Annotated in this window: 29 protein-coding genes; 15 read left to right on the top strand and 14 right to left on the bottom strand. The window is 68.5% G+C overall.

What is annotated here, in order from left to right:
* Positions 1-11: 11 nt before the first annotated feature.
* Genes dxs through G6N35_RS03585 form a run of 4 tightly spaced genes read right to left on the bottom strand, consistent with a single transcriptional unit; the run spans position 12 to position 6,509 of the window.
* The gene (gene dxs, locus G6N35_RS03600; RefSeq protein WP_163803005.1) at positions 12-1,919 is read right to left on the bottom strand and encodes a 1-deoxy-D-xylulose-5-phosphate synthase; all 1,908 of its coding nucleotides are present in this window, start codon (positions 1,917-1,919) and stop codon (positions 12-14) included.
* Positions 1,920-1,947: 28 nt separating this feature from the next.
* Positions 1,948-3,267, bottom strand: coding sequence for a Na+/H+ antiporter NhaA (gene nhaA / locus G6N35_RS03595; protein ID WP_163803004.1), 1,320 nt, complete (start codon positions 3,265-3,267; stop codon positions 1,948-1,950).
* A gap of 54 nt (positions 3,268-3,321) precedes the next feature.
* Positions 3,322-4,509 (bottom strand): class I SAM-dependent RNA methyltransferase, encoded by a 1,188-nt coding sequence (locus G6N35_RS03590; RefSeq protein ID WP_163803003.1) that lies wholly within the window; start codon positions 4,507-4,509, stop codon positions 3,322-3,324.
* Entirely contained in the window at positions 4,506-6,509 is a 2,004-nt protein-coding gene (locus G6N35_RS03585) for an APC family permease (RefSeq protein ID WP_197748405.1), read from the bottom strand. The genes G6N35_RS03590 and G6N35_RS03585 overlap by 4 nt, the downstream gene beginning before the upstream one ends.
* Before the next feature lie 124 nt (positions 6,510-6,633).
* On the opposite strand from G6N35_RS03585, the gene G6N35_RS03580 reads away from it, so the two are divergent.
* Positions 6,634-7,311 (top strand): potassium channel family protein, encoded by a 678-nt coding sequence (locus G6N35_RS03580; protein WP_163803001.1) that lies wholly within the window; start codon positions 6,634-6,636, stop codon positions 7,309-7,311.
* 19 nt (positions 7,312-7,330) lie between these two features.
* Complete coding sequence (locus tag G6N35_RS03575; protein WP_163807448.1) at positions 7,331-7,999, top strand: potassium channel family protein; 669 nt, start codon at positions 7,331-7,333, stop codon at positions 7,997-7,999.
* A 3-nt stretch (positions 8,000-8,002) separates the two neighbouring features.
* Here the strand turns inward: G6N35_RS03575 and G6N35_RS03570 are convergent, their stop codons facing one another.
* Complete coding sequence (locus G6N35_RS03570) at positions 8,003-8,632, bottom strand: DUF3159 domain-containing protein (protein ID WP_163807447.1); 630 nt, start codon at positions 8,630-8,632, stop codon at positions 8,003-8,005.
* Positions 8,633-8,706: 74 nt separating this feature from the next.
* Positions 8,707-9,078, bottom strand: coding sequence for an OB-fold nucleic acid binding domain-containing protein (locus G6N35_RS03565; RefSeq protein WP_163803000.1), 372 nt, complete (start codon positions 9,076-9,078; stop codon positions 8,707-8,709).
* Positions 9,079-9,195: 117 nt separating this feature from the next.
* On the opposite strand from G6N35_RS03565, the gene G6N35_RS03560 reads away from it, so the two are divergent.
* Positions 9,196-9,900 carry an alpha/beta fold hydrolase gene (locus G6N35_RS03560; protein WP_163802999.1) on the top strand — a complete coding sequence of 235 codons (705 nt, stop codon included), beginning with the start codon at positions 9,196-9,198 and terminating at the stop codon, positions 9,898-9,900.
* On the opposite strand, the gene G6N35_RS03555 is transcribed toward G6N35_RS03560, so the two are convergent.
* Positions 9,897-10,664, bottom strand: coding sequence for a DUF3710 domain-containing protein (locus G6N35_RS03555; RefSeq protein ID WP_163802998.1), 768 nt, complete (start codon positions 10,662-10,664; stop codon positions 9,897-9,899). The genes G6N35_RS03560 and G6N35_RS03555 overlap by 4 nt on opposite strands.
* Positions 10,664-11,128 (bottom strand): dUTP diphosphatase, encoded by a 465-nt coding sequence (gene dut / locus G6N35_RS03550; RefSeq protein ID WP_163802997.1) that lies wholly within the window; start codon positions 11,126-11,128, stop codon positions 10,664-10,666. The genes G6N35_RS03555 and dut overlap by 1 nt, the downstream gene beginning before the upstream one ends.
* A gap of 25 nt (positions 11,129-11,153) precedes the next feature.
* On the opposite strand from dut, the gene G6N35_RS03545 reads away from it, so the two are divergent.
* Positions 11,154-11,630 (top strand): DUF3093 domain-containing protein, encoded by a 477-nt coding sequence (locus G6N35_RS03545; RefSeq protein ID WP_170313111.1) that lies wholly within the window; start codon positions 11,154-11,156, stop codon positions 11,628-11,630.
* Positions 11,631-11,638: 8 nt separating this feature from the next.
* Here the strand turns inward: G6N35_RS03545 and G6N35_RS03540 are convergent, their stop codons facing one another.
* Complete coding sequence (locus G6N35_RS03540; RefSeq protein WP_163802995.1) at positions 11,639-11,941, bottom strand: DUF4193 domain-containing protein; 303 nt, start codon at positions 11,939-11,941, stop codon at positions 11,639-11,641.
* A gap of 171 nt (positions 11,942-12,112) precedes the next feature.
* Between G6N35_RS03540 and cei the strand changes: the two genes are divergently transcribed.
* Positions 12,113-12,763 carry an envelope integrity protein Cei gene (gene cei, locus G6N35_RS03535; RefSeq protein WP_163802994.1) on the top strand — a complete coding sequence of 217 codons (651 nt, stop codon included), beginning with the start codon at positions 12,113-12,115 and terminating at the stop codon, positions 12,761-12,763.
* Between the two features lie 3 nt (positions 12,764-12,766).
* Here the strand turns inward: cei and G6N35_RS03530 are convergent, their stop codons facing one another.
* The gene (locus G6N35_RS03530; RefSeq protein WP_163802993.1) at positions 12,767-13,633 is read right to left on the bottom strand and encodes an inositol monophosphatase family protein; all 867 of its coding nucleotides are present in this window, start codon (positions 13,631-13,633) and stop codon (positions 12,767-12,769) included.
* A 101-nt stretch (positions 13,634-13,734) separates the two neighbouring features.
* Between G6N35_RS03530 and ppgK the strand changes: the two genes are divergently transcribed.
* The 4 genes from ppgK (at position 13,735) to G6N35_RS03510 (ending at position 18,378) form a co-directional block, all read left to right on the top strand.
* Positions 13,735-14,511, top strand: coding sequence for a polyphosphate--glucose phosphotransferase (ppgK, locus tag G6N35_RS03525; RefSeq protein WP_163802992.1), 777 nt, complete (start codon positions 13,735-13,737; stop codon positions 14,509-14,511).
* 178 nt (positions 14,512-14,689) lie between these two features.
* Positions 14,690-16,135 (top strand): RNA polymerase sigma factor, encoded by a 1,446-nt coding sequence (locus G6N35_RS03520; protein ID WP_246224188.1) that lies wholly within the window; start codon positions 14,690-14,692, stop codon positions 16,133-16,135.
* 473 nt (positions 16,136-16,608) lie between these two features.
* Positions 16,609-17,823: a hypothetical protein gene (locus G6N35_RS27570; protein ID WP_456093994.1), complete on the top strand. Its 1,215-nt coding sequence runs from the start codon at positions 16,609-16,611 to the stop codon at positions 17,821-17,823.
* Between the two features lie 186 nt (positions 17,824-18,009).
* Positions 18,010-18,378: a RidA family protein gene (locus G6N35_RS03510; protein ID WP_163802989.1), complete on the top strand. Its 369-nt coding sequence runs from the start codon at positions 18,010-18,012 to the stop codon at positions 18,376-18,378.
* Here the strand turns inward: G6N35_RS03510 and G6N35_RS03505 are convergent.
* The gene (locus tag G6N35_RS03505) at positions 18,363-18,728 is read right to left on the bottom strand and encodes a DUF952 domain-containing protein (protein ID WP_163802988.1); all 366 of its coding nucleotides are present in this window, start codon (positions 18,726-18,728) and stop codon (positions 18,363-18,365) included. The genes G6N35_RS03510 and G6N35_RS03505 overlap by 16 nt on opposite strands.
* Before the next feature lie 161 nt (positions 18,729-18,889).
* On the opposite strand from G6N35_RS03505, the gene G6N35_RS03500 reads away from it, so the two are divergent.
* The gene (locus G6N35_RS03500) at positions 18,890-19,081 is read left to right on the top strand and encodes a DUF7455 domain-containing protein (protein WP_163802987.1); all 192 of its coding nucleotides are present in this window, start codon (positions 18,890-18,892) and stop codon (positions 19,079-19,081) included.
* A gap of 60 nt (positions 19,082-19,141) precedes the next feature.
* Positions 19,142-20,134: a YihY/virulence factor BrkB family protein gene (locus G6N35_RS03495; RefSeq protein ID WP_163802986.1), complete on the top strand. Its 993-nt coding sequence runs from the start codon at positions 19,142-19,144 to the stop codon at positions 20,132-20,134.
* Here G6N35_RS03495 and G6N35_RS03490 read toward each other — a convergent pair.
* Positions 20,121-20,360 (bottom strand): DUF3039 domain-containing protein, encoded by a 240-nt coding sequence (locus tag G6N35_RS03490; RefSeq protein ID WP_059022352.1) that lies wholly within the window; start codon positions 20,358-20,360, stop codon positions 20,121-20,123. The two genes, G6N35_RS03495 and G6N35_RS03490, sit on opposite strands and share 14 nt — an antisense overlap.
* Before the next feature lie 59 nt (positions 20,361-20,419).
* On the opposite strand from G6N35_RS03490, the gene G6N35_RS03485 reads away from it, so the two are divergent.
* From G6N35_RS03485 to G6N35_RS03475, 3 genes are all read left to right on the top strand, one after another.
* On the top strand, positions 20,420-20,836 hold the full coding sequence (locus tag G6N35_RS03485) for a DUF3099 domain-containing protein (RefSeq protein WP_163802985.1): 417 nt from the start codon (positions 20,420-20,422) through the stop codon (positions 20,834-20,836).
* Positions 20,837-20,983: 147 nt separating this feature from the next.
* Entirely contained in the window at positions 20,984-21,943 is a 960-nt protein-coding gene (locus tag G6N35_RS03480; protein ID WP_163802984.1) for a sigma-70 family RNA polymerase sigma factor, read from the top strand.
* 120 nt (positions 21,944-22,063) lie between these two features.
* On the top strand, positions 22,064-22,756 hold the full coding sequence (locus G6N35_RS03475; RefSeq protein WP_163802983.1) for an iron-dependent transcriptional repressor DtxR: 693 nt from the start codon (positions 22,064-22,066) through the stop codon (positions 22,754-22,756).
* 3 nt (positions 22,757-22,759) lie between these two features.
* Here G6N35_RS03475 and G6N35_RS03470 read toward each other — a convergent pair whose 3' ends face one another.
* The gene (locus tag G6N35_RS03470; RefSeq protein WP_163802982.1) at positions 22,760-23,818 is read right to left on the bottom strand and encodes a DUF4192 domain-containing protein; all 1,059 of its coding nucleotides are present in this window, start codon (positions 23,816-23,818) and stop codon (positions 22,760-22,762) included.
* Positions 23,819-23,978: 160 nt separating this feature from the next.
* Here G6N35_RS03470 and sthA point away from each other — a divergent pair, with 160 nt between their 5' ends.
* On the top strand, positions 23,979-25,391 hold the full coding sequence (gene sthA, locus G6N35_RS03465) for a Si-specific NAD(P)(+) transhydrogenase (protein WP_163802981.1): 1,413 nt from the start codon (positions 23,979-23,981) through the stop codon (positions 25,389-25,391).
* Between the two features lie 4 nt (positions 25,392-25,395).
* Here the strand turns inward: sthA and G6N35_RS03460 are convergent, their stop codons facing one another.
* The gene (locus tag G6N35_RS03460; protein WP_163802980.1) at positions 25,396-26,178 is read right to left on the bottom strand and encodes a trypsin-like serine peptidase; all 783 of its coding nucleotides are present in this window, start codon (positions 26,176-26,178) and stop codon (positions 25,396-25,398) included.
* Positions 26,179-26,305 lie beyond the last annotated feature (127 nt).

Genomic DNA, 26,305 nt, shown 5'->3' with positions numbered 1-26,305 from the left:
CAGAGTACGCCCTAGTCGACCTGTTCGCTGACCGTCTCGTCGAGTGACCCCTGGGCTGCCACCCAACCGGTGACCTGACGGGCCACGTTCTGCTCGGTCAGGCCGACCTCGGCCAGCACCTCGCCGCGGGCCGCGTGGTCCAGGAACTGCTGGGGCACACCGACATCGCGGCACGGCACGTCGATCTCAGCGGCGCGTAGCGCGGCCGATACTGCCGAACCGATACCGCCGTGCACCCCGTTGTCCTCGAGGGTGACGACCAGCTTGTGCGACTTCGCCAGCGGCTCAAGGGCTTTCGGCACCGGCAGGACCCAGCGCGGGTCCACCACCGTGACCCCAATGCCCTGGTTGCGTAGCCGCTCGGCAACCTTGAGTGCCATCGATGCGAACGAGCCGACCGCGATCAGCAGCACGTCGTCGCCGAGACCGTCGGCCGGTGCGGCCAGGATGTCCACGCCGTCGCGCCGCTCGAGAGCCGAAATATCTTCGCCCACAGCGCCTTTGGGGAACCGCAGCGCGGTCGGTCCGTCACTGACCTCGAGGGCCTCACCGAGCTCCTCGCGCAGCCGCGCACCGTCACGTGGGGCGGCCACCCGGATGCCGGGCACGATGTTGAGCATCGACATGTCCCAGATACCGTTGTGGCTGGCGCCGTCATTGCCGGTCACACCAGCCCGGTCGAGCACCATGGTGACCGGCAGCTTGTGCAGGGCCACATCCATCATGACCTGATCGAACGCGCGGTTGAGGAACGTCGAGTAGATGGCGACCACCGGGTGTAGGCCACCCATCGCCAGGCCCGCGGCGGAGGTCATGGCGTGCTGCTCGGCGATACCGACATCGAACAGCCGGTCCGGGAAGCGCTCCCCGAACGCCGACAGGCCGGTCGGGCCCGGCATCGCCGCGGTGATGGCGACGACATCGCGGCGCTTGCCGGCGTAGGTGATCAGTGCATCGGAGAACACCGACGTCCACCCGGGCGCCGAGGCCTGGGTGGCCCGCCCGGTGACCGGGTCGATGACCCCGGTGGAATGCATCTGCTCGGCCTCGTCGTTCTCCGCCGGCGGATAGCCCATGCCCTTGCGGGTGACGACGTGCACGATCACCGGGGCGTTGAACCCACGGGCGTGGCGCAGCGCGTTCTCGACGGCGTGCTCGTCATGACCGTCGATCGGGCCGACGTACTTCAGCCCCAGATCGGTGAACATCGCCTGCGGCGACAGCGCATCCTTGAGGCCCGCCTTGACGCTGTGCAGGGCCTGGTAGAACGCCTCGCCCACCAGCGGCACGCCGCGAACGGCGGTACGCCCCCGCTCCAGCACGCGCTCATAACCGGGCTGTAGCCGAAGGCCCGCAAGGTGATTGGCCAGACCGCCGATGGTCGGGGCGTAACTGCGGCCGTTGTCGTTGACGACGATGACCACTGGGCGCCGGGAGTCGGCGATGTTGTTCAGCGCCTCCCAACACATGCCACCGGTCAGCGCGCCGTCGCCGACGACGGCCACGACGTGCCGATTGCGGTGACCGGTCAGCCCGAAGGCCTTGGCCAGACCGTCGGCATAGGACAACGCCGAGGAGGCGTGGCTGGATTCGACCCAGTCGTGCTCGCTTTCGGACCGCGACGGGTAACCCGACAGGCCGTCCTTCATCCGCAAGGTATCGAACTCGCCGGCCCGTCCGGTCAGCATCTTGTGCACATAGGCCTGGTGCCCGGTGTCGAAGATGATCGGGTCATGCGGGGAGTCGAAGACACGGTGCAACGCCAGCGTCAACTCGACCACGCCGAGATTGGGCCCCAGGTGCCCACCGGTCGCAGCGACCTTGTGAATCAGGAACTGGCGAATCTCCGCAGCCAGTTCGCCGAGCTGTTCTTGCGACAGGTGTTGCAGATCAGCGGGGCCGCGAACCTGTTCTAGCATCTGGCCAGTCTACGCACGGCCGAGGTGATCAGTCCTGCTGGGAACCATAGATGTCGGGTACCCCGTCGTGGTCTGTGTCACGTGTCTCCATCAGCCAGACCGTCCGGTAATGCCGGTTGCGCAGCCGCAGCACGACGGCCGCGAGCAGCGCGGCCAGCAAACTGCCGGTGAGGACGGCGACCTTGACGACGTCGTCGCGCGCGGAGCCCGATTCATAGGCCAAATCCCCGATCAGCAGGGATACCGTGAACCCGATGCCGGCCAGCATCGACATCCCGAACACGTCGATCCAGCGCAGTGTGGCGTCCAGGCTGGCGCGGGTCGCGGCAGCCAGGATCCAGGTGGTGCCGAACACCCCCAGGGTCTTGCCCAGCACCAGGCCGCAGACAATGCCCAACGCGATCGGGTTGCTCAGCGCTGTCACCAATCCGTCATAGCCCCCGAAGGTGACACCGGCGGCGAAGAACGCGAACACCGGCACGGCGAAGCCCGCCGACACCGGCCGCATCACGTGCTCGAAGTGTTCGGCCATCCCCGGTCCGCTCTCACCGGCGTCGCGCTCGTTGCGCAGCACCGGGACGGTGAAGCCCAGCAGCACCCCGGCTACCGTCGCGTGCACGCCGGATTCGTGGACGAAGGCCCAGGTGAGCGCCGCCAACGGGAGCAGCAGCCACCAGGACTGGATGCGCCGCTGCACCAGGATTGCGAACAACGCCAGCGGGATCAGCGCCAGCAGCAGCGGCACCAGCTTGATCTTCTCGGTGTAGAACACCGCGATGACGGTGATGGCCAGCAGGTCGTCGACCACCGCGAGGGTCAGCAGGAAGGTGCGCAGCGCCGAGGGCAGGTGCGTGGAGATCACGGCCAGCACGGCCACCGCGAACGCGATGTCGGTGGCGGTCGGGATGGCCCAGCCGCGCACGGCGCCGTCACCGGCGTTGACGGTGAAGGCCACGAAGATGGCCGCCGGCACCACCATGCCGCCGACGGCCGCCGCGATGGGCAGCGCCGCCCGGCTCGGGTCACGCAGGTCGCCGGCGACGAACTCGCGTTTGAGCTCGAGCCCGACGACGAAGAAGAAGATCGCCAGCAGACCGTCGGCGGCCCAACCACCCAGGCTGAGGTCGAGATGCAGTCCGAGCCGGTCGGTACCGACGTGGAAGGCAGTCAGGCTGTGGTAGGACGCCGACCACCTCGTGTTGGCCCAGATGAGTGCAACGGCGGCGGCGAACAGCAGCAGCGCCCCGCCGACGGTCTCCTTGCGCAGGATCCCGGCGATGCGCGAGGTCTCCGACCACGAGCCGGGCGAGAACAGCGCACGCTGCAGGAGGGGCTTACGGTCGGGCACGGTTCACCTCGCGTCGACGGGTCGGTGTGAGATTAGCGATCCGCTGCATACCCGTCATCTGCTGAGCAGAGCGACGCACTCGACATGGTGGGTCAACGGGAAGGAGTCGAAAACCCGGATCTGCTCGACGGTGTAGCCACGGGTCCGGTAGAGCCCGATGTCGCGGGCGAACGCGGCGGCCTCGCAGCCGACGTGGATCACCCGGGGCACCGCGGCCGCCGCGAGCAGGTCGATCACCTCGCGGCCGGCTCCGGCGCGCGGCGGGTCCAGCACCGCGATGTCGGCACCGCCGCGGGCCGCGCCCAAGGCGCGGCGCACCGAATCGGTGAGGATCTCGATCTGCGGCAGGTCGGCCAGGGCCGCGCGGGCCGCCCGTGAGGCGCTGCGCGCGGTGTCCACGCTGAGCACCCGCCCCTGCGGGCCGACCACCTCGGCGAGCACCGCGGCGAACAGTCCCGCGCCGCCGTAGAGATCCCATGCTGTGGTCGCGCCCGCATCGGCCGACCACTGCCGCACCAGCTCGCTGTAGGTGGTGGCGGCCTGGCGGTGCGCTTGCCAGAAACCCGTCACCGGCACCCGCCACACCCGCTCACCTGCGCGCTGAACGGCCTCGTCGGCGCCCTCCACCGCACGTGTGCGCCGGGGCTGACGGGTGGTGGCGACGATGTGTCGGTGCCCGTCGTCGTCGAGCACCACGTGCACCTGCTCACCGGGCTCCCAACGGTTGGCCTCGATCCCGTCGAGCATGCCGTCGGGTAGCTGCCCGCAACGCAGGTCGGTCACCAGCTCATCGCTGTGATAGCGATGGAATCCGGCCCGGCCGTCCGAGCCCACCGCCAGCCGCACCCGGGTGCGCCAGCCGCGGGCCGCACCGTCGCCGACCGGTTCGGCGACGCCGTCCCAGGTGAAGTCGCCGAGCCGGGCCAGCTGGTTGGCCACCACCTGGCCCTTGATCGCACGGGTTGCCACGGGATCGGCGAAAGCCAGATCGCAGCAGCCCGCGCCGTCGACCCCGGCGATCGGGCACAGCGACTCGATCCGATCCGGCGAGGCTTGCAGGATCTCGAAAGCTTCAGCGTGCCAATACGATCCGCGATCACCGGTGACGCGGGCACGGACCCGCTCCCCCGGCAGTGCGTAGCGGACGAACACCACCCGGCCGTCGTGCCGGGCTACGCAGCTGCCGCCGTTGGCCGCCGGACCGGTGTCGAGGATCAGTTCGGCGGGTGCTGCAGCGCTCACTCCACGAAACCGCGACGCACGTCACCGGGCGCGTTCTGAGTCTGCAGATCGTGCAGCCGCTCCGAGGAATTCAATTGCCATGGAACGGACGTCACCATGACATTGGGCATGAACAACAGCCGGGTCTTGAGCCGCAGCGCGCTCTGATTGTGCAGGATCTGCTCCCACCAGTGCCCGACGACGTACTCGGGGATGAAGACCGTGACGACCGTGCGCGGGGCTTCCTTGCTGATTCGCTTCACATAGTCGAGCACCGGCCGGGTGACTTCCCGGTACGGGGATGCGACGACTTTCAGCGGCACCGTGACGTCGCTGTCCTCCCACTTGTGCACCAGCTGTCGGGTCTCGGCGTCGTCGACGCTGACGGTGATGGCCTCGAGCACATCGGGCCGGGTGGCCCGCGCGTAGGCCAGTGCCCGCAGCGTCGGCAGGTGCAGTTTGGACACCAGCACCACGGCGTGGTTACGGCTGGGCAGCACCATCTCGCCCTGCTCGGCCTCCTGGGAAGCCAACTCGCGCGACACCGTGTCGTAGTGCTTGTGGATCGCCTTCATCAGGATGAACAGGCTCGACATCGCCACGATCGCGATCCAGGCGCCGGCCACGAACTTGGTGACCAGCACCACGATCAGCACCGCCCCGGTCGCCACGAATCCGATCGTGTTGATCACCCGGGAGCGCATCATGCGCCGCCGGGCCGCCGGGTCGGTCTCGGTGCGCAGATGCCGGGTCCAGTGCCGCACCATGCCGATCTGGCTGAGGGTGAACGAAATGAAGACGCCGACGATGTAGAGCTGGATGAGAGCGGTGACCTCGGCGCGGAACGCGACGACGAAGGCGATGGCGGCAACAGCGAGGAAGACGATGCCGTTGGAGAAGGCCAGCCGGTCACCGCGGGTGTGCAACTGCCGCGGCAGGTAGCGGTCCTGGGCCAGGATCGATCCCAGCACCGGGAAGCCGTTGAACGCGGTGTTGGCCGCCAGCACCAGGATCAGCGCGGTGACGCCGGTGATCAGGAACAGCCCGGGCGGGAAGTTGTGGAAGATCGAGTCCGCCAGTTGCGCGACCAGGGTCTTCTGCTGGTAACCGGCGGGCGCTCCGATCAGCTGCTCGTCGGGGCGCTCGGCCACCTTGGCGCCGGTTTCCAGGGTCAGCACGATCATGCCGATGAACAGGGTGACGGCGATGCCGCCCAGCAGCGCCAGGGTCGTCGCGGCGTTCTTGGACTTGGGCTTGCGGAAGGCCGGGACCCCATTGCTGATCGCCTCCACACCGGTCAGCGCGGCGCAGCCCGACGAGAACGAGCGGGCGACCAGGAATACCAGTGCCAGCCCCATCACGTCGCCGTGCTCGGAGCGCAGGTCGAAGCCGGCCGACTCGGCGCGCAGTTGGTGTCCCAGGACATGGATCTGGAAGAAGCCCCACAGCAGCATCACGAACATCGAGATCATGAAGGCGTAGGTGGGGATCGCGAACGCGGTGCCGGACTCGCGGATACCCCGCAGGTTGGCCGCGGTGAGCAGCACGATGGCCACCACGGCGAAGAGAACCTTGTGCTCGGCGATGAACGGCACCGCCGAGCCGATGTTGGACATCGCCGAGGCCATCGACACCGCCACGGTGAGCACATAGTCCACCAGCAGGGCGCTGGCCACCGTCAGACCGGCGGTCGGGCCCAGGTTGGTGGTCACCACCTCGTAGTCGCCACCACCGGAGGGATAGGCGTGCACGTTCTGCCGGTAGGAGGCCACCACGACGAGCATCACCAGCGCGACGGCCACACCGATCCAGGGGGCCATCGAGTACGCGGCCAGCCCGGCGACCGAGAGCACCAGGAAGATCTCCTCCGGCGCGTAGGCCACCGACGACATGGCGTCGGAGGCGAACACGGGCAGCGCGATGCGCTTGGGGAGCAGCGTGTGGCTCAGCTTGTCGCTGCGGAAAGGCTGCCCCAGGACCAGCCGACGTGCGGCGGTCGAAAGCTTAGACACGAGTGCCAAGACTAAGCCCAACCCGGTTTGGCTGTAGCGTTCCCCATACGGTCGTTGTCCGGACGCATCGGTCAGCCACTTCCCGGCCCCGGTTGCGACGGCCCGACGCACGACGTAGCCGAGAGGACACCAGGTGCGGATAGTGGTGATGGGGTGCGGCCGAGTGGGCGCCTCACTGGCCGACGCGCTGTCGCGAATCGGGCATCAGGTCGCGATCATCGACCGCGACCCGACAGCCTTCCACCGGCTCTCCCCCGAGTTCTCCGGCGAGCGGGTGCTCGGTATGGGATTCGACCGAGAAGTGTTGTCCCGTGCCGGAATCAAGGACGCCGACGCCTTCGCCGCGGTGTCCTCGGGCGACAACTCGAACATCATCTCCGCGCGGGTCGCCCGCGAGACTTTCGGGGTGCAGCGGGTGGTGGCCCGCATCTACGACGCCAAGCGGGCCGCGGTCTACGAGCGCCTGGGCATTCCGACGGTGGCGACCGTGCCGTGGACCACCGACCGGCTGCTGAACACCCTGGTCGGTGACGCCGAGACCACCAAGTGGCGCGACCCCACCGGCACGGTGGCCGTCGCCGCGGCCTCGCTGCACGAGGGCTGGGTGGGGCACCGGGTCACCGACCTGGAGGCCACCACCGGGGCGCGGGTGGCGTTCCTGATCCGGTTCGGCACCGGAATCCTGCCCGAACCCAAGACCGTCGTGCAGGCCGGCGACCAGGTCTACATCGCGGCGGTGTCCGGTCGGGCCGCCGAGGCGCTGGCGATCGCCGCGCTACCACCGGCCCCGGACGTCGGAGAGGGGCACTAGCGAGATGGGCGAGAAACGGTTGAAGGTCGCGATCGGCGGCGCCGGCGCGGTCGGTCGGTCGATCGCCCGCGAGCTCGTCGACAACCAGCATGAGGTGACGCTCATCGAGCGCAACCCCGAGCACGTCGACGTCGACGCCATCCCGGCCGCGCACTGGCGGCTCGGCGATGCCTGCGAGCTGAGTCTGCTCGAGTCGGTGCACCTCGAGGACTTCGACGTGGTGATCGCCGCCACCGGCGACGACAAAGCCAACGTGGTGCTGTCGCTGTTGGCCAAGACCGAATTCGCGGTCTCGCGCGTGGTGGCCCGCGTCAACGACCCGCGCAACGAGTGGCTGTTCGACAACGCCTGGGGGGTGGACGTCGCCGTCTCCACGCCGCGGATGCTGGCCTCGCTCGTGGAGGAGGCCGTCGCGGTCGGCGATCTGGTGCGGCTGATGCAGTTCCGGCAAGGCCACGCCAACCTCGTCGAGATCACGCTGCCCGACGACACCCCGTGGGGTGGGCGGCCGGTGCGCAAGCTGACACTGCCGCGCGACGCGGCGCTGGTGACCATCCTGCGCGGCCAACGGGTGATCGTGCCCGAGCCCGACGAGCCGCTCGAAGGCGGCGACGAGCTACTGTTCGTGTCCGCACCCGAGGTCGAGGGCGAGCTGCGCGCGACGGTGCTCGCGGAGACGACGGGCTAGCGCTCAGTCCTCGACCGGGGTGACCTGAGCGTCGGCGGTCTGTCCGTCGGATTCCTCGGCGTGCTGGGCATGCACCGCACGCTGCGCCACCCGGATCGCCAGATAGGTGACCAGAGCCGCGACCGCGGTCAGCGGCCAGCCCATGGCGATGCGTGCCACCCCCAGCCAGCCGGTGCGGTCGGCGTCGTAGAGGTGGTGTTGCACGGCGAAGCGCGCGCCGAACACCAGCACCCAGGTCAGCGTGGCGATGTCGAAAGCCAGCACGGCGCGCCGGCTCGTGCGCCAAGCCCGGTCATGGCCGTTGACCCAGCTCCACACATAGCCGACCACCGGGCGCCGGATCAGGATCGAGAGGGCGAACACGACGGCCCACACCAGCGAGGTCCAGATACCGAGCAGGAAGTAGCCTTTGGAGGCCCCGACCATCCAGGCGATCAGCGCGCTGATGCCGACACCGATGAAGCCGGAGACGGCCGGTTGCACCGAATCGCGGCGGATCAGCCGCCACACCAGGATCAGCGCGGCCACACCGAGTGCGGCGCTGATCGCGGGGACCAGACCGAAGGCGGTGTTCACCGGGACCAGGACGGCCACCGGCAGGGCGGAGTAGATCAGGCCACTGATGCCGCCCATCTGGGCCAGCAGGGCCTGAGCGGGGGTCTTCTTGTCTTCTTCGTCCACTGGCTCGGAGGTGACCGGTGGTCCACTCACCGCTGAATCTCGTAGTGCGGGTTGTAGATGGCCTTGCTGCCGTTCTCCAGCGTGCCCAGCCGGCCGCGCACGCGCAGAGTGCGGCCGGACTCGATGCCCGGGATGCGGCGCTGGCCCAGCCAGACCAGGGTGACGCTGTCGGTGCCGTCGAAGAATTCGGCGCGCACACCGCCTGCGCAGCCCTTGGCATTGGCTTCCACGGAGCGCAGCATGCCGACCATCGTGACCTCTTGTCCGCGACAGCAGTCCGCGGCGCGCTGGGCGCCGGTGCTGGCGGCCTCACCGGTCAACTCTTCGGCGTCACGCTGCTCGGGATCTTCCGTCAACCGACGCGTGATGCGGCGAACAAAACCTTCGGCCGTAGCCATGGCCTCTCCTGAACTTGGATCACACTGCCAACGTCACGGTAGACCTCTTGGTTCCCCAATGCCACGTGGCCTACCCGGGTCCGGTCCGGTGAACCAGCTACAGGGCACGATGGCACGATGACCACCCCCCTCGACGGCGTCACGGCGGTGCTTCTGCCCGGAACCGGATCCGACGACGACTACGTCTACCGCGCGTTCGCAGCACCCCTGCATGCCGCCGGTGCGGTGGTGGTCGCGGCACCGCCGCAGCCGACCCGCCTGGTCGTCGGATACCTCGACGCTCTCGAGGAGGCGGCGCGCGGCGGGCCCATCGCGGTGGGCGGGGTGTCGATCGGCGCCGCGGTGGCCGCGAGCTGGGCGCTGACGCATCCGCAGCGCTGCGTCGCGGTGCTCGCGGCACTACCGCCCTGGACCGGTGAGCCGCACCAGGCGGCGGCCGCGCTGGCCGCCCGGCATACCGCCGCGCAGCTTCGCAGCGACGGGTTGGCGGCCACCACGGCCCGGATGCGGGCGTCGAGCCCGGCCTGGCTGGCCGACGAGTTGACCCGCAGCTGGCTGGGTCAGTGGCCCGAGCTGCCCGACGCCATGGACGAGGCGGCCGGATATGTCTGCCCAACGACCGCCGCGCTGGAACGGCTGGCGGTACCGATGGGGGTGGTTGCGGCCACCGACGATCCGATCCACCCGCTGGAGGTGGCCCTGGAGTGGGTGTCGGCCGCGCCGCGCGCCGCCGTGCGCACGGTGACGCTGGACGAATTCGGGCCGCAGCCCGCCGTGCTGGGGGCCGCGTGTGTGGCGGCGCTGCAGGAGGCGGTCGGCTAGCCGCCGGTGCTGGTGCTGCGCAGCTGCTGCATTGCCGAGCCGTCGGCGCCGCGGCGCTCGGCGGGCTGCAGGCCCTGGGCCTGCTGCTGCTGGATCATGGCCTGCTGGGCCGCCATCATCTGAGCCTGCTGTGCCGCGGCCTGGCGCAGCTGTTCGGCCATCGGCTCGGGCAGCTGGATCTGCAGCGGCGTGCGCACCGGCAACGGTGTGTCACCGCGACGAACCACGGTGTCGGCCAAAGCTTCTCGCGCCTCGGCGACAAGACTCTCCATCGATTCGGGGGCGCCGTTGACCACACAGCGGATCATCCAGCGGAAGCCGTCGACGCCGATGAAACGCACCACACCCGCACCGGTGCCCACGACCTCGCGGCCCCACGGGCCGTCCTGGATGGATACCTGGGCGTTGTCCTTGCGCAGGGAGTCGGCCAGCTCGCCGGCCACCTCACGCCACAGTCCGGGCGATTTCGGCGCGGCGTAGGCGGCGATGGTGAAGCGGCCGTTGGGGGTGACCACCCAGATGGCGCTGGGCACCCCGGCCTCGTTGAGTTCGACCTGGACCTGGCCGGCCGGCGGCATCGGGATGAGCACCGAGCCCAGGTCCAGCCGCGCCTGCACGGCGTCCTCCGGATTGTCGAAGTCCTCGATGTCGAAGGGGCCACCCTCGAACTCAACGACGTCGTCGAGCTCCGGCTCGGCCGGCGCAGGCGGTTCCACGGTGGTCTCGTCGCGGGAGTCGTCGTTCTTACGTCTGCCGAATGCCATCACAAACTCGCATGTCCGCCGGAGGATCCGTGGCCGCCCTCGCCACGGGTGGTGTCAGCCAGTCCGGCCTCGTCGAACGAGGCCACCTCGACCAGCTCTGGTAATTCGACCCGCTGGACCACGAGTTGGGCGATGCGGTCGCCACGCCGGATCTCGATCGGCGTGGCGGGGTCGAGGTTGATCAGTGCGACCTTGATTTCCCCGCGATAGCCCGCGTCAATCGTGCCGGGGCTGTTCACGATCGAAAGTCCCACGCGCGCAGCTAAACCGGAGCGCGGGTGAATCAGTCCGACCATGCCGTGCGGGATAGCCACGGCGATCCCGGTACCCACCAGCTCGCGCTGCCCGGGCGCCAGGTCGACGTCCTCGGCGGAATACAGGTCGACGCCGGCATCGCCGTCGTGAGCGCGGCTGGGCATCGGGAGATCGCGGTCCAAGCGAACCACCGCGAGACTGGTCGGCACGATGGCACAGACTACCCTTGGGCCCGTGTCTGGTTCGCGTGTGACCTCGCAAACCGTGCGGTATCGCGAGCGGTTGTGGGTGCCGTGGTGGTGGTGGCCCTTGGGATTCGTGCCGGCGTGGATCATCGCCAAGGAAGTGACGATGGGGGTGCGCTCGATACCCACCTGGCTGCCCTACACCGTCCTGGGCCTGGTGGCCGTCGGAGCGTTGTTGTGGCTCTCGCGCACCGAGGTCCGGGTGGTCGCCGACGGGCCCGACGTCGAGCTGTGGGCCGGGCAGGCGCATCTTCCGGTCTCGGTGGTGACCCGCTCGGCTGAGATTCCCCGCACCGCGAAGTCGGCCGCCCTGGGCCGCCAGCTCGATCCGGCGGCGTTCGTGCTGCACCGGGGCTGGGTCGGCCCGCTGGTCCTGTTGGTCCTCGACGACCCCGACGATCCGACGCCGTACTGGTTGGTCAGCGCACGGCACCCCGACAAGGTGCTCTCGGCGCTGCGGAGCTGACTGTTCGGCTAGGCCGCGCAGTCGGTGCAGATCAGCACACCGTTCTTCTCGCTGGCCAGCCTGCTGCGGTGGTGCACCAGGAAGCAGCTCGAACAGGTGAACTCGTCGGCCTGCTTCGGAATGACCCGGACCGACAGCTCCTCGCCGGAAAGGTCGGCGCCGGGCAGCTCGAAGTTTTCCGCCGTGTCTGATTCGTCGACGTCGACGACAGCTGACTGCGCCTCGTTGCGACGCGCCTTGAGCTCTTCGAGCGAGTCCTCAGACACGTCGTCGGTTTCTGAACGCCGTGGGGCGTCGTAGTCGGTAGCCATCGTCTCGTCCCCTCGTAACCTCAGCAGAGCTTTGTATCAGCGTCGAACGCATCCGCCAAACGATTCGTGCCCAGATCACACCGCGTTGAAGTGTGAAATACATCACATCTGTTGATATGCCGTGTTGGGCGTGTTCCACCTCGCTGCCCGTAGTGGTTCTAGAGTGCTTCCGTGGTCGCACAGATAACCGAGGGCACCGCCTTCGACAAGCACGGTCGTCCCTTCCGCAGACGCAACTATCTGCCCGGGATCATCGCGCTGGGCGTGCTGTTCGTGATCACCGCCGTGGTGTGGGGAATCGTGCTGACCCGGCCGGTCGACGTGCGCGAGGCCGCCGCCTGCAACGCCCCGCCGGCCGCCACCGACGCCAATGCGCCCAAGCTGGGCCAGCAGGTGTCGCGGTCCACGCTGATCGACGTAGCGCCCGCCAAGCTGGCCGACGCCAAGATCCGGGTGCTCAACGCCAGTGGCCAGGGCGGCCAGGCCGGCGAGGTGGCCGGCGCCCTGCGTGACCTGGGTTTCGCCCAGCCGACCGCGGCCAACGACCCGATCTACTCCGGTGAACGGCTGACCTGCCAGGGCCAGATCCGGTTCGGCCCGAACGGGAAGCCCGGAGCCGCCGCGGTGTGGCTGGTCGCACCGTGCGTGGAGCTCTACCAGGACGACCGCAAGGACGACTCCGTAGACCTGGCCATCGGTACCGACTTCACCACGCTGGCGCACAGCGACGACATCGACGCGGTGCTGGCCGGGTTGCGACCCGACGCCACCGAACCGGCGGACTCGGCGCTGATCGCCAAGATCCACAACGGAACCTGCTGACCGTCACGGCAGGGCGCGCAGACCCCCGAAACCCTCCAGCGTCTCGACCAGCGGGGTGAAAACCCCGGGGGCGGCGGCGACCACCAGAGCACCGTCACCCTCGGCAGGCTCCGGAAGTCGCACCAGCGCACCGGCTTCGACCGCGACCAGCGCCGCGGCCGCCCAGTCCCACACGTGCAGGCCGTGTTCGTAGTAGGCGTCCAGCCGCCCCTCGGCGACCAGGCACAGATCCAGGGACGCCGAGCCGATGCGCCGCACGTCGCGCACCACCGGCAGCATGCGGGCCAGCAGTGCCGCCTGCTCGGCGCGCCGACCGGCTGCATAGCCGAACCCGGTGCCCACCAACGACATCGGCAGCTCCGTGACCGTGCTGCAGCTCAGCGCTCGGCGGCTACCGGCACGCAGCACCTGCGCTCCCCCACCCTGTGCGGCCGAATACACGTCACCACTGACCACATCGGCCACCGCGCCGGCCACCGACTGCCCGCCGATCTGCGCCGCGACCGAGACGGCGTAGGCCGGGAGCCCATAGACGAAGTTGACGGTGCCGTCGATCGGATCGAGAACCCAGCAGACACCGTCACCAGAACCGGTCTGGGGACCACCGCCCTCCTCGCCGAGCACCGCGTCGCCGGGCCGCTGGGCGGCCAGCCGAGAACGCAGCAGCGATTCGGTCTCGGTGTCGACAACGGTCACCGGATCGGTGGGCGTGCTTTTGACCCGCACGGCCTGCACCGCATTCGCCGGATCCGAGCTGTCGCCGGGCCGCTGTCCGAAGATCTCGGCTCGGCGCCCACGAACGAACGCCGCCGCCTCCACCGCCAGCGCCTCGGCCAGTGCTCGCAGATGCTCAGGGCGGTTGTCGCTCACCGGCCTATCGCAGCACACACCGGCTCACACCGGCACATCCGGCGGCCGGTACGCACTAGTGTGTGGATCGCGCAGAGACCCCGCCTCGCTCAGGAGCCGCCATGACCGACACCGAGACCGCCGCAGGACAGAACCGAGGATTCGGAGTCGACGTCGGCGGCAGCGGCGTCAAGGGCGGCATCGTCGATCTTGACACCGGCCAGCTGATCGGTGACCGGTTCAAGTTGCTCACCCCGCAGCCGTCGACCCCGGAGGCCGTCGCCAAGACCGTCGCCGAGGTGGTCCGGCACTTCGACTGGACCGGCCCGTTGGGGGTCACCTACCCCGGAGTCGTCGTCAACGGGGTGGTCCAGACCGCCGCCAATGTCGACAAGGGCTGGATCGGCACCAACGCCGCCGAGATCATCGGCGGCGAGCTGGGCGGTCAGCAGGTCACCGTCCTCAATGATGCGGACGCGGCAGGACTGGCCGAGGAGCGCTACGGCGCCGGACGCGCCGAGAGCGGTGTCGTGGTGTTGCTGACCTTCGGCACCGGAATCGGTTCGGCGGTGATCCACAAGGGCGTGCTGCTGCCCAACACCGAGTTCGGCCACCTCGAGGTAGGCGGCAAGGAAGCCGAGCACCGCGCGGCGTCCTCGGTCAAGGAACGCAAGGACTGGAGCTACGAGCGGTGGAGCGAAGAAGTCACCAAAGTGCTGGTCGCGATCGAGAATCTGATCTGGCCTGACCTGTTCATCGCCGGCGGCGGGATTAGCCGCAAGGCCGACAAGTGGATTCCGCTGCTGAAGAACCGCACCCCGGTCGTGGCCGCCGAATTGCTCAACGAAGCGGGCATCGTGGGCGCCGCGATGGCCGCTGCAGGCAGCGCCCGGCGCTGATTTTTTGGCCGCGGAGCGCGGTACAGGGCCGAGCAGTAGTTACAATGGTCGATGGCGGCCGCCTACCGGATAGCGGCAAGAATCCCCCACGAGATCCACGCCGATATTCCTGATAGCCGACGCTTTCGGTCGGGCGCGCCCACGCCCGCCGACAGCCAGCACGACCGAAAGGGTGTACGTGGCAGCGACCAAAGCAAGCCCGGCAACCGAAGAGCCGGTGAAGCGCACCGCCACCAAGGCCCCCGCCAAGAAGCCGGCGGCCAAGGCACCCAACGGGTCCGCCCCGGCCAAGCGGGCCACCAAGGCCACCGCGACGCGGGCCACCGAGGGCGAGGACGCCGAGGCCAAAACCCGTCCCGCGGCGAAGAAGGCCACCAAGGCTCCGGCCGGCCGCGCCAAGAAGGCTGACGCCGGTGTCGACGGTGGCGTCGTCGCCGACGATCTCGACACCGATCTCGAGGCCGACCCCGAGCTCGACGTCACCGACGACGACATCGAGCTCGATGACCTCGAAGACGTCGCTGAGGACGACGTCGAAGAGGCCTCCGACGAGGAGGCGACCCCGGCGGCCGAGGCCGACGAGGACGCCACCGACGAAGACATCGCCGAGCCGTCCGAGAAGGACAAGGCCTCCGGCGACTTCGTCTGGGACGAGGAGGAGTCCGAGGCGCTGCGTCAGGCACGCAAGGACGCCGAACTCACCGCATCGGCGGACTCGGTGCGGGCCTACCTCAAGCAGATCGGCAAGGTCGCGCTGCTCAACGCCGAGGAAGAGGTCGAGCTGGCCAAGCGGATCGAAGCCGGCTTGTACGCCACCCAGAAACTCTCCGAGCTGGCCGAAAAGGGCGAGAAGCTGCCCGTCCAGCAGCGCCGCGACATGCAGTGGATCTGCCGTGACGGCGACCGCGCGAAGAACCACCTGCTGGAGGCCAACCTGCGCCTGGTGGTGTCGCTGGCCAAGCGCTACACCGGCCGTGGCATGGCATTCCTGGACCTGATCCAGGAGGGCAACCTCGGTCTGATCCGCGCGGTCGAGAAGTTCGACTACACCAAGGGCTACAAGTTCTCCACGTACGCCACCTGGTGGATCCGGCAGGCCATCACCCGCGCCATGGCCGATCAGGCCCGCACCATCCGTATCCCGGTGCACATGGTCGAGGTGATCAACAAGCTCGGCCGCATCCAGCGCGAGCTGCTTCAGGACCTGGGCCGCGAACCCACCCCCGAAGAGCTGGCCAAGGAGATGGACATCACCCCGGAGAAGGTGCTGGAGATCCAGCAGTACGCCCGGGAGCCCATCTCGCTGGACCAGACCATCGGCGACGAGGGTGACAGCCAGCTGGGTGACTTCATCGAGGACAGCGAGGCCGTGGTGGCCGTGGACGCGGTGTCGTTCACGCTGCTGCAGGACCAGCTGCAGTCGGTGCTCGAGACGCTGTCCGAACGCGAGGCCGGCGTGGTCCGGCTGCGGTTCGGCCTGACCGACGGCCAGCCGCGCACCCTCGACGAGATCGGCCAGGTGTACGGGGTGACCCGTGAACGCATCCGCCAGATCGAGTCCAAGACCATGAGCAAGCTGCGCCACCCGAGCCGCTCGCAGGTCTTGCGCGACTACCTGGATTAGGGGAACGAGGCCTCGGCACCAGTCGGGGCCTCGTAAAGTGTTGCAGCGTAGGGCATTTGCACCACATACGTGCGTCAGCAGATCGCGCGATCAGGACAAACTCGAGCGCAGCTAATTCCTTCGCCAGAGTCAAATACCTATACGGCGCCGTCCGGCGATGACATGATCATCAAGATCAGCTCTTCCCGGACCTCCCAGCCGAAGGGTTTGCCGTGTCGTCTCACTCCGCTGTGCGGCCGCATTTCTCCGTCACATCATCTGCCGTGATCCTGGCGATCGGAACGGCGATCGCCGGCGCCGGTCTGCTGCTGGCCAACGCGGGTACCGCCCAGGCGGCACCTGCCGAGGCGTCCTCCCCCGGCGGCCTTCAATGCCTCATGACGAATACCGACTGCCCCGCCGGTGGTCAGGTCGCCGCCAGGACCGTCGCGTTTGCCACCCCGATCGACAACGTCAACATCCGTGACGTCCCGATCATCGGCATCTTCATCGGGAACGGCGCCGACGCCCAGCCGGGCTGCGTCGGTGCCGCCTGCAACGGCGGCAACGCCGGTCTGCTGTTCGGCAACGGCGGCAACGGCCTCGACGGCGGCAACGGCGGCGCAGGCGGCTTCTTCTTCGGCCACGGCGGCAACGGCGGAGCGGGTGTTGCCGGCACCGCGGGCACCCTGGCCGGCGACGACGGGGGCCACGGCGGCAACGGCGGCAGCGGCGGAGCAGGCGGGTTTTTCTTCGGCCGCGGTGGCGACGGTGGAGCAGGCGGCACCGGCGGCAGTGGCGCCAACGGCGGCGTGCTGTCCCCGACCACCGTCGGGAACGGCGGCGACGGCGGTAACGGCGGCGATGGCGGAGCGGCCGGGCGGGGAGGTTTCTTCGGCCTGTTTGGATTGGACGGCAACACCGGCAGCGGCGGAGGTGGCGGAACCGGTGGCGCCGGCGGCAGCTCCTTCAGCGCGCTTATCGGAGGTGCCGGCGGCAACGGCGGTAGCGGTGGCAACGGCGGCGCCCTCGGTGGCCAGGGCGGCACCGGAGGGGCCGGCGGGCTGGGCGAGTCCGGTGGCGACGGCGGTAATGGTGGCCAGGGCGGCGACGGCGTCACCGGCGGCTCCGGCGGTACCGGCGGTTCTGGTGGCATCGCCTCCAAGGGCAACGGCGGCCAGGCGGGTAACGGCGGCCAGGGCGGCACCGGCACTCAGCTAGGCGGTGCCGGCGGATCCGGCGGCTACGGCGGCACCGGTGGCCAAGGGGGCGGTGGGTTCAGCGGTGGCGCCGGCGGCTCTGGCGGCATCGGCGGTCAGGGCGGTACCGGCGCGACCGGCGGCCCCGGTGGCACTGGCGGCACCGGCGGTACGGGCGGTGTCAGCTTCGATTCGGGCACCAACAACGGCGGCGCAGGTGGCAGCGGCGGCGCCGGCGGCGCCGGCGGTCTGGGAACGGTGGGCTCTGGTGGTCGCGGTGGCACCGGTGGTACCGGCGGCTTCGGCGGCAACACCGACAACGGCGTGAGCAATACCGGCGGGGCGGGTGGCACGGGCGGCGCCGGCGGCAAGGGCGGTTCAGGCGCTAACGGCGCCAACCCTGGCAGCACCGGCAGCACGGGCGGACCCGGCCAACCGCAGTCCAGCGGTGTCGGCGGCCGTGGCGGCAGCGGCGGATCGGGTGGTACGGGCGGCGCCGGGACCAGCTGATCGCCAAGTTTCTCCGCCACGGGCGGGAGCGGCCTCATGTCCAGCACGCTTCAGTTGCTTGGACTTCGAGCACTGGAAGGAAAGCCGCCCCCGCGTAATTGACGCTAGCGGTCCCCGACCACCAGCAACAACCGGAGCGAGAAACTCGGGTGCGCGGCCCGACCGCGTCGGCCTACCCTGACCGCCGTGACCGCACGGGTGAACTTGTCCTCGGAATCCCGCTACGAACCTGAGGTGGGGTACTCCCGCGCGGTACGCACCGGAGGGTTGATCGTGGTGTCCGGCACCACCGCCCCGGGTGCCGACATTGCCGAGCAGACCCGAAACGCATTGCACCGCATCGGATCTGCTGTGCAGGCCCTCGGCGGGGAACTCGCCGATGTCATCCGCACCCGGATCTTCGTCACCGATATCTCGCAGTGGCGCGCGGTCGGCGCGGTGCACGCCGAATTCTTCGGCGGCATCCGACCGGCCGCAACCATGGTCGAAGTGTCGGCCCTGATCGATCCGGGACTGCTCGTCGAGATCGAAGCCGATGCCTACGTCGCGGGCTGAAGCGGCAGGAAGCGGCCGTCGGCCGCCGGCCGGTAGTCGGTCACCTCGACGACGGCGTCGACCGGTAGCGGCCCGTACAGGTGTGGGAACACCATGGCCTCGGGATCGGTTGGCACACCTGGTTCCCAACGCAACGGTGCGGCAAGGCGACTCGGGTCGATCTGCAGCAGCACCAAGTCGGTGCGACCGGAGTAGAGCCGATTGGCCGGCAGGTGCACCTGATACGGCGCCGACAGATGGACGAACCCCACCTCGGCCAGCGAAACAGGGCGAAGCTCGCCATCGGCCTGGGCGTTGTCCCAGTCACGCCGTCCGCACAGGTGGAGTAGGAATTCCGGGTTCGGGTACATACGAGCACACTCCCACCATGCGCAACACAGGCGGGCGTGAGACACGACACAACATCAAACCCCCGGGGAACAAGGCCGGAACGCAAAACGTCTGAGACAGTAGAGATACGCGACGGTGGCGCCGAAACCGCCGGCGCGCTGAGCACCTTACGGAGGAGCCCATGAACGCAACCCTGACCAGTCCCGAATTGACCAGGGCTGATCGCTGCGACCGCTGCGGTGCGGCGGCCCGGGTGCGAGCAAAGCTTCCTTCTGGAGCCGAACTGCTGTTCTGCCAGCATCACGCGAACGAGCACCAGGCCAAGCTCGTGGAGCTGGCCGCCGTCATCGAAGTGAGCCCCGCGGACGCATGACACGGCCTGACGGCCGCGTCGCTGGGCAGGACCGGCACCGTCAGGAATGCTGGACTGGTCATGACTGACCAGCCTGTGAAGCCATCCCGCCACCACGTGTGGCGCATCAGCAAGAGAACCCTGTCGAAGAGCTGGGACGATTCGATCTTCTCGGAGTCCGCCCAGGCGGGTTTCTGGTCGGTGCTGTCGTTGCCACCGCTGCTGCTGGGGGTGCTCGGGAGCCTGTCCTATATCGCGCCGCTGTTCGGTCCGGACACTCTGCAGCGGATCCAGGAACAGCTGATCAACACCGCGAATAGTTTCTTCTCGAAGAACGTCGTGGCCGAAATCATCGAGCCGACCGTCCGTGACATCGTCGCCGGCGCCCGCGGTGAGGTGGTGTCGGTGGGGTTCGTGATCAGCCTGTGGGCGGGGTCGTCGGCGGTCTCGGCGTTCGTCGACTCGGTGGTCGAAGCCCACGACCAGACGCCGCTGCGGCACCCGGTGCGGCAGCGCTTCTTCGCGTTGGGCCTGTACGTGGTGATGCTGCTCGTGGTGATCGCGGCCGCGCCGTTCGTGGCGCTGGGCCCGCGCAAGGTCTCCGAGTACATCCCGGACAGCTGGGACAACGTGCTGCGGTACGGCTACTTCCCCGCGCTCATCCTCGTCGCGATCGTCGCGGTGACCGTGCTGTACCGGGTATCGCTCCCCAAGCCGCTACCGACCCATCGGTTGATCTGGGGTGCCGTACTGGCAGTAGCGGTGTTCGTGGTGGCCACCATGGGGCTGCGGTTCTACCTGACCTGGATCACCAGCACCGGCTACACCTACGGCGCACTGGCGACCCCGATCGCGTTCCTGCTGTTCGCGTTCTTCCTGGGCTTCGCGATCATGATCGGCGCCGAGCTGAACGCGGCCATCCAGGAGGAATTCCCGGCGTCGGTCCCCCGCGGCCACCAGCTGCGGACGTGGCTCCAGTACAAAGCCCGCTCGCTGGGCGAGAACACCAACGGCCGGGCCAAACCGACCGAGCCGAGCCCGCAACCGCAGGGCGAGCCGGTCAGCCCTTCTTGAGCGACTCGTAGACCCGCTTGCAGTCCGGGCACACCGGCGAGCCCGGCTTGGCCGCCCGGGTCACCGGGAAGACCTCACCGCAGAGCGCCACGACGTGGGTCCCCATGACCGCGCTCTCGGCGATCTTGTCCTTCTTCACGTAATGGAAGACCTTGGGAGCGTCGTCGTCGGTCCCGTCGTCGACGCGCTCGTCGCTGTCGGTCCGTTCGATGGTCTGGGTCTGCATGAACACCATTCTGCCCGGTTAGAGGAATGTAAGAAACCGGCCGGGTTAAACGGCCCCGGATGTGGAACAGTAGAGACATGAAGCGTGAGGTGGGTTTCGACGACGACGGTCGGCCCGTCCTCATCACAGCGGCCGCGCCCGCCTATGAGGAGCAGCATCGCGCGCGGGTGCGGAAGTACTTGACGATCATGTCTTTTCGCATTCCGGCGCTGATCTTGGCGGCCGTCGCCTACGGCATCTGGCACAACGGTCTGATTTCCCTGGCGATCGTGGCGGTGTCGCTTCCGCTGCCGTGGATGGCGGTGTTGATCGCCAACGATCGGCCGCCCCGCACCGCCGAGGAACCGCGCCGCTACAACGATGTGCCCAACCGCACCCAGCTGTTCCCGCGACCGGACCGCCGCGCCATCGAGGCGAGCATCACACCTACCGCGCAACCGCATCCGGCCGGAGGGGCCGACGCCGGTTCCCACTGAGCACCGGCTAGCTCCTTTCTCAGCACATTCTCAGGACGTCGTTGCGTTTGCGCACGTCAGAGGGTGTGAGATGACGGCCCCGTGGGAACTCTTAGCTCCGATCAGTCGTTGGACACATTGACAGTCGGAGCCGATCAGGAGGCCACCATGGCAAATGCCACCACTAGCCGGGTTGACAGCGATCTGGACGCTCAGAGTCCAGCAGCCGACCTCGTGCGCGTGTATCTCAATGGCATCGGCAAGACCGCTCTACTGAGCGCCGAGGATGAGGTCGAACTGGCCAAGCGCATCGAAGCCGGTCTCTACGCCCAACACCTGCTGGACACCCGCAAGCGCCTCAGCGACAACCGCAAGCGCGATCTGGCGATCGTGGTGCGGGACGGTCAAGCCGCTCGCAGCCACCTGCTGGAGGCCAACCTGCGCCTGGTGGTGTCGTTGGCCAAGCGCTACACCGGTCGCGGAATGCCGCTGCTGGATCTCATCCAGGAAGGCAACCTGGGCTTGATCCGCGCGATGGAGAAGTTCGACTACACCAAGGGATTCAAGTTCTCGACCTACGCCACCTGGTGGATCCGCCAGGCCATCACCCGCGGTATGGCCGACCAGAGCCGCACCATCCGGTTGCCCGTCCACCTGGTCGAGCAGGTCAACAAGCTCGCGCGAATCAAGCGTGAGATGCACCAGAACCTAGGGCGCGAGGCCACCGATGAGGAATTGGCCGAAGAGTCGGGCATCCCGGTGGAGAAGATCAACGATCTCCTCGAGCACAGCCGCGACCCGGTGAGCCTGGACATGCCCGTCGGCAGTGACGAGGAAGCCCCGCTGGGTGACTTCATCGAGGATGCCGAGGCGATGTCGGCGGAGAACGCGGTGATCTCCGAACTGCTGCACACCGATATCCGCAGCGTGCTGGCCACCCTGGATGAACGCGAGCACCAGGTGATCCGGCTGCGGTTCGGCCTCGATGACGGCCAGCCGCGCACGCTGGACCAGATCGGCAAGCTGTTCGGTCTGTCCCGCGAGCGCGTGCGCCAGATCGAGCGCGAGGTGATGGCCAAGCTCCGCAACGGTGAACGAGCTGATCGCTTGCGGTCCTACGCCAGCTGAACCACCCCTCTCCTGTGTGCCCGTCGGCCTGCCCGGCGGGCACACAGCTGTATGCGGACGGTGTTGTCCGACCATTCGCCCAGCCACGCCAGTAGACTCGACGGCGACGAAGGGTGACCTATGAACGACTTGGTCGATACCACCGAGATGTACCTCCGGACCATCTACGACCTCGAAGAAGAGGGCGTGACGCCGCTGCGTGCACGAATCGCCGAGCGGCTCGAACAGAGCGGCCCGACGGTCAGCCAGACCGTAGCCCGGATGGAGCGCGACGGACTGCTGCATGTGGCCGGTGACCGTCACCTCGAACTGACCGAGAAGGGCCGCGCGCTGGCGATCTCGGTGATGCGCAAGCACCGGCTGGCCGAGCGCCTGCTCGTCGATTTCATCGGCCTACCCTGGGAAGAAGTGCATGCCGAGGCCTGCCGGTGGGAGCACGTCATGAGTGACGATGTCGAGCGCCGACTGGTCAAGGTGCTCGATGACCCGACCGTGTCCCCGTTCGGCAACCCGATTCCCGGCCTGACTCTGCTGGGCCTCGACGGCGGCGCTCGGCATCGGGACTACAACCTGGTGCGATTGACCGAATTACCTGCCGGCTCGCCGGTCGCGGTGGTCGTGCGTCAGCTCACCGAACACGTCCAAGGCGACGTCGCGCTGATCAGCCGCCTCAAGGACGCCGGAGTGGTGCCCAATGCCCGGGTGCAAGTGGAGAACAACCCCAACGGCAGCGTCACGATCATCATCGGTGGTCACGAGAACGTCGATTTGCCGCACGAGATGGCCCACGCCGTCAAGGTCGAGAAGGTCTAACCCCTAGACCGCGCGCCGGCCGAACGTCCGGCGCGGCGGCAGCTGCACACCGAGCCGCTTGGCCAGCCGGTAACCGGTACCGGCAAGTTCCCGAATCTGTTCAGGCCGCATCCCGGATTGCAGGGCGGTATCGAGCATCCCGGCCATCCGATGCTCGGGGTCAGCGCGCAACGCCGCCTCCAACGACAGGCCCGCCAGTGGTCCGTCGCCGCGGGCATACGCCGAAAACGCCAACAGGACAAGCGCTTCCACCCGCCATGGGCCAGGCAAGCTGCGCGCCAGCAAGGCCCAGAGCGTCTCGGCCTCCCCCGCACCCGACCCGACAGCCAAGGCGTAGAGGGTGTCACGCACCGCCACATCGGTGATGGCACAGGCCAGCGCCGCGAGCTCGGAGTCCTCGAGTGCCCCACCCGCGCTGACCCTGGCAGCCGCGGCTATCGCCGCCTCGACATCGCGACGCCCACACGCGTCGGCATCGGCCCGCCACAGTGGATCCTTGTCGGTGGCACACCGGCCGATCAGTTCGATCAGCGACTGTGCGTGCACCGGGTCGTCCAGCGCGATCACCGCCTGCAGGTCCGCCCGCCGCCCGTAGAGCCGCCGGCCGTCCAGGACAGCGGCGGCGGCCAGCGGCGAGGCCATCGGATCCTCCACCGGTCCACTGTCATCGCAGCCGTCCGCGCAGTGCCACGTCCCGCCGACCTCGATCCGGTCGACCACATGCGCGGCGTACAACGTCATGCCCTCGTCGGCGAGCCCGGCGCCCAGTTCCCCGCACAGCTCGCGGTAGTCGTCGTTGCACATCGGGCAGGGGGCGCCCTTGTCGTCGACGATCACGGCGATCACGGCCTCGGCGCCCGACGCCGAGGCCAGCTCGACCAGACGGCTCATCCCGTCGGCCATCGCGTCGGTGAGGTCGGCTCGCATGACCGCACCCATCTGTCCGTGCTCGAGGGCGACGAGAACCAGGGAATGCTCGGGGACGAACCCGAGCACGGCAGGGATGGCGGCGATGAGCGCGCCGGGGCGGTTGATCCGGAAATCGGGACGGTAGGTGGTCATGGCCCCGACGCTGTCAACAAACCCCGTCAGAACCCCGACCGGTGAGCTGGTCGGCCCGCCAACCTGTGGATGGAGTGGGGTCTGGGGATGACTCAGTGTTCACGTCGTATTGCCGCCGTCGGCATGCGAGATTCGGCAAACCGGCGTACACCTGTTGCTCATGGGTTTGGAATACGACCTCGTCGTCATCGGCTCGGGCCCCGGCGGGCAGAAAGCCGCCATCGCCGCGGCCAAGCTCGGCAAAACGGTGGCGATCGTCGAACGAGGCCGCATGCTCGGCGGCGTCTGCGTCAACACCGGAACCATCCCGTCGAAGACACTGCGCGAAGCGGTGCTCTACCTGACCGGGATGAGTCAGCGCGAACTCTACGGCGCGAGCTACCGGGTCAAGGAGAAGATCACCCCGGCCGACTTGCTCGCCCGCACTCAGCACGTCATCGGCAAAGAGATCGACGTCGTGCGAAATCAGTTGATGCGCAACGGAATCGAGCTCTATACCGGACTCGGGCGGTTCCTCGACGAACACACGATCCTGGTGGAGGATCCGGGCCGGGCCGAGCGGATCACCGTCAGCGGCCGCTACATCATCATCGCCACGGGCACGGTCCCCGCCCGGCCCCCCGGTGTCGAGTTCGACGAGAACCGGGTGCTGGACTCCGATGGCATCCTCGACCTGAAATCCATCCCGTCCTCGATGGTGGTCGTCGGGGCCGGGGTGATCGGCATCGAGTACGCCTCGATGTTCGCCGCCCTGGGCACCAAGGTCACCGTGGTGGAGAAGCGCGACTCGATGCTGGAGTTCTGCGATCCCGAGATCGTCGAATCGCTGCGCTTCCACCTGCGCGATCTGGCGGTCACCTTCCGGTTCGGCGAAGAGGTCACCGCCGTCGACGTCGGCGCGAACGGCACCGTCACCACCCTGGCCAGTGGCAAGCAGATCCCGGCCGAGACGGTGATGTATTCCGCGGGACGGCAGGGCCAGACCGACAGCCTGGACCTGCCCAACGCCGGATTGGAGTCCGACAACCGGGGGCGGATCTTCGTCGACGACAAGACCTTCCAGACCAAGGTCGACCACATCTACGCTGTCGGCGACGTGATCGGGTTCCCTGCGCTGGCTGCCACCTCGATGGAGCAGGGCCGACTGGCCGCCTATCACGCCTTCGGCGAACCGACCGCGGGGATGACCGCCCTGCAGCCGATCGGCATCTACTCCATCCCCGAGGTGTCCTATGTCGGGGCTACCGAAGTCGAACTCACCAAGGATTCCATCCCCTACGAGGTCGGCGTCTCGCGCTACCGCGAACTGGCTCGCGGACAGATCGCGGGCGACTCCTACGGCATGCTCAAACTGCTGGTGTCCACCGAGGACCTCAAGCTGCTCGGGGTGCACATCTTCGGCACCAACGCCACCGAGATGGTGCACATCGGCCAGGCCGTGATGGGCTGCGGCGGCACGGTGGAATACCTGGTGGACGCGGTGTTCAACTACCCGACGTTCTCCGAGGCCTACAAGGTGGCCGCGCTGGACGTGATGAACAAGATGCGCGCACTGAGCCAGTTCCGGAAGTGACCGGCTAACACTCGTTGTCGAAGGTGTTGGGTGCCGCGTCGCCGGGGCCGCCAGCCTCAGCACGGCGCAGCAGCGCCGCCGTACCGGAATCGAACGGCGCCGAGTACGACACGTTGTCCTGGCAGCCGCCTGCCTCGCGGCCACCGATCACGCCCACCACGTGCGTACCGGTGATCCAGGGAGCGCCGCTTGTGCCGTCGACCAGACCACCACACTGCAGCGTCGGGAACCCGCCGGTGTCGGGGCTGGCGACGGTGTCGCAGCTGACCGGCTTACCACCCACCCCCATCGGATAGCCGACGACCGTCACCGGACTCGACGGCACGGGGGCCGCGCCGAGCGTCAGCGCGGCCCCGACGATCGTCTCAATGGACCCACCCGCCGGCCTGCTGACCCGCAGGAAGGCGTAGTCGGCGTTCGGATCCTGGGTGGCCACCCAGCGGGGATCGAGATAGACGGCGTCGACGGTCCAGACCTCACCCGGGTCGGCGGTGTCGGCGAACCCGGGCACGAACGTGGCGGGATACTCCTGCGCCAGGCAGTGCGCCGCCGTGAGCACCAGGTCCTTGGACGCCGAGTGGATGACCGAACCACTGCAGGTGTGCGTGTCGGTCGCACCGAGGAACAACGCCCCCACTGCCGACTGGGGCGACACCGTCCGGGCGGCGATCGCCACCGCGACGGGCTGGACCCGCTCGGCGGCCTTGGCGTGCGGTTCGGCGGCGTGCTGGCAGCCGGCCAGCAGCACGGCGGCGGCCCCGATGCCCACCGCCGCTACCGTCCGCATGCAGGAGATCATGCCCGATTCGCCGAGCGCGAGCAGGGAACGAGCGCACGGGCGCCTGCGTTGTGCAGACGGGGGCTCCCCCGATGGCGCCCGCCAGGGTCTGCGAGACACTAGGTGTCACGGTACG

Origin of the sequence: Mycolicibacterium anyangense (genome assembly GCF_010731855.1) — a bacterium.
Classification (GTDB): domain Bacteria; phylum Actinomycetota; class Actinomycetes; order Mycobacteriales; family Mycobacteriaceae; genus Mycobacterium; species Mycobacterium anyangense.
Note: the sequence above shows the minus strand (reverse complement) of the source record. Positions and strands in the feature narration are given on the sequence as shown.

Coding starts and splice junctions, on each gene's coding strand:
- G6N35_RS03475 (WP_163802983.1), top strand. CDS start 22,064: ATGAACGACTTGGTCGATACCACCGAGATGTACCTCCGGACCATCTAC.
- G6N35_RS03480 (WP_163802984.1), top strand. CDS start 20,984: ATGGCAAATGCCACCACTAGCCGGGTTGACAGCGATCTGGACGCTCAG.
- dxs (WP_163803005.1), bottom strand. CDS start 1,919: ATGCTAGAACAGGTTCGCGGCCCCGCTGATCTGCAACACCTGTCGCAA.
- G6N35_RS03485 (WP_163802985.1), top strand. CDS start 20,420: ATGTGGAACAGTAGAGACATGAAGCGTGAGGTGGGTTTCGACGACGAC.
- G6N35_RS03490 (WP_059022352.1), bottom strand. CDS start 20,360: ATGCAGACCCAGACCATCGAACGGACCGACAGCGACGAGCGCGTCGAC.
- ppgK (WP_163802992.1), top strand. CDS start 13,735: ATGACCGACACCGAGACCGCCGCAGGACAGAACCGAGGATTCGGAGTC.
- G6N35_RS03495 (WP_163802986.1), top strand. CDS start 19,142: ATGACTGACCAGCCTGTGAAGCCATCCCGCCACCACGTGTGGCGCATC.
- G6N35_RS03560 (WP_163802999.1), top strand. CDS start 9,196: ATGACCACCCCCCTCGACGGCGTCACGGCGGTGCTTCTGCCCGGAACC.
- G6N35_RS03555 (WP_163802998.1), bottom strand. CDS start 10,664: ATGGCATTCGGCAGACGTAAGAACGACGACTCCCGCGACGAGACCACC.
- G6N35_RS03460 (WP_163802980.1), bottom strand. CDS start 26,178: ATGCGGACGGTAGCGGCGGTGGGCATCGGGGCCGCCGCCGTGCTGCTG.
- G6N35_RS03570 (WP_163807447.1), bottom strand. CDS start 8,632: ATGGGCGGCATCAGTGGCCTGATCTACTCCGCCCTGCCGGTGGCCGTC.
- G6N35_RS03505 (WP_163802988.1), bottom strand. CDS start 18,728: ATGTACCCGAACCCGGAATTCCTACTCCACCTGTGCGGACGGCGTGAC.
- sthA (WP_163802981.1), top strand. CDS start 23,979: ATGGGTTTGGAATACGACCTCGTCGTCATCGGCTCGGGCCCCGGCGGG.
- G6N35_RS03540 (WP_163802995.1), bottom strand. CDS start 11,941: ATGGCTACCGACTACGACGCCCCACGGCGTTCAGAAACCGACGACGTG.
- G6N35_RS03500 (WP_163802987.1), top strand. CDS start 18,890: ATGAACGCAACCCTGACCAGTCCCGAATTGACCAGGGCTGATCGCTGC.
- G6N35_RS03470 (WP_163802982.1), bottom strand. CDS start 23,818: ATGACCACCTACCGTCCCGATTTCCGGATCAACCGCCCCGGCGCGCTC.
- G6N35_RS03565 (WP_163803000.1), bottom strand. CDS start 9,078: ATGGCTACGGCCGAAGGTTTTGTTCGCCGCATCACGCGTCGGTTGACG.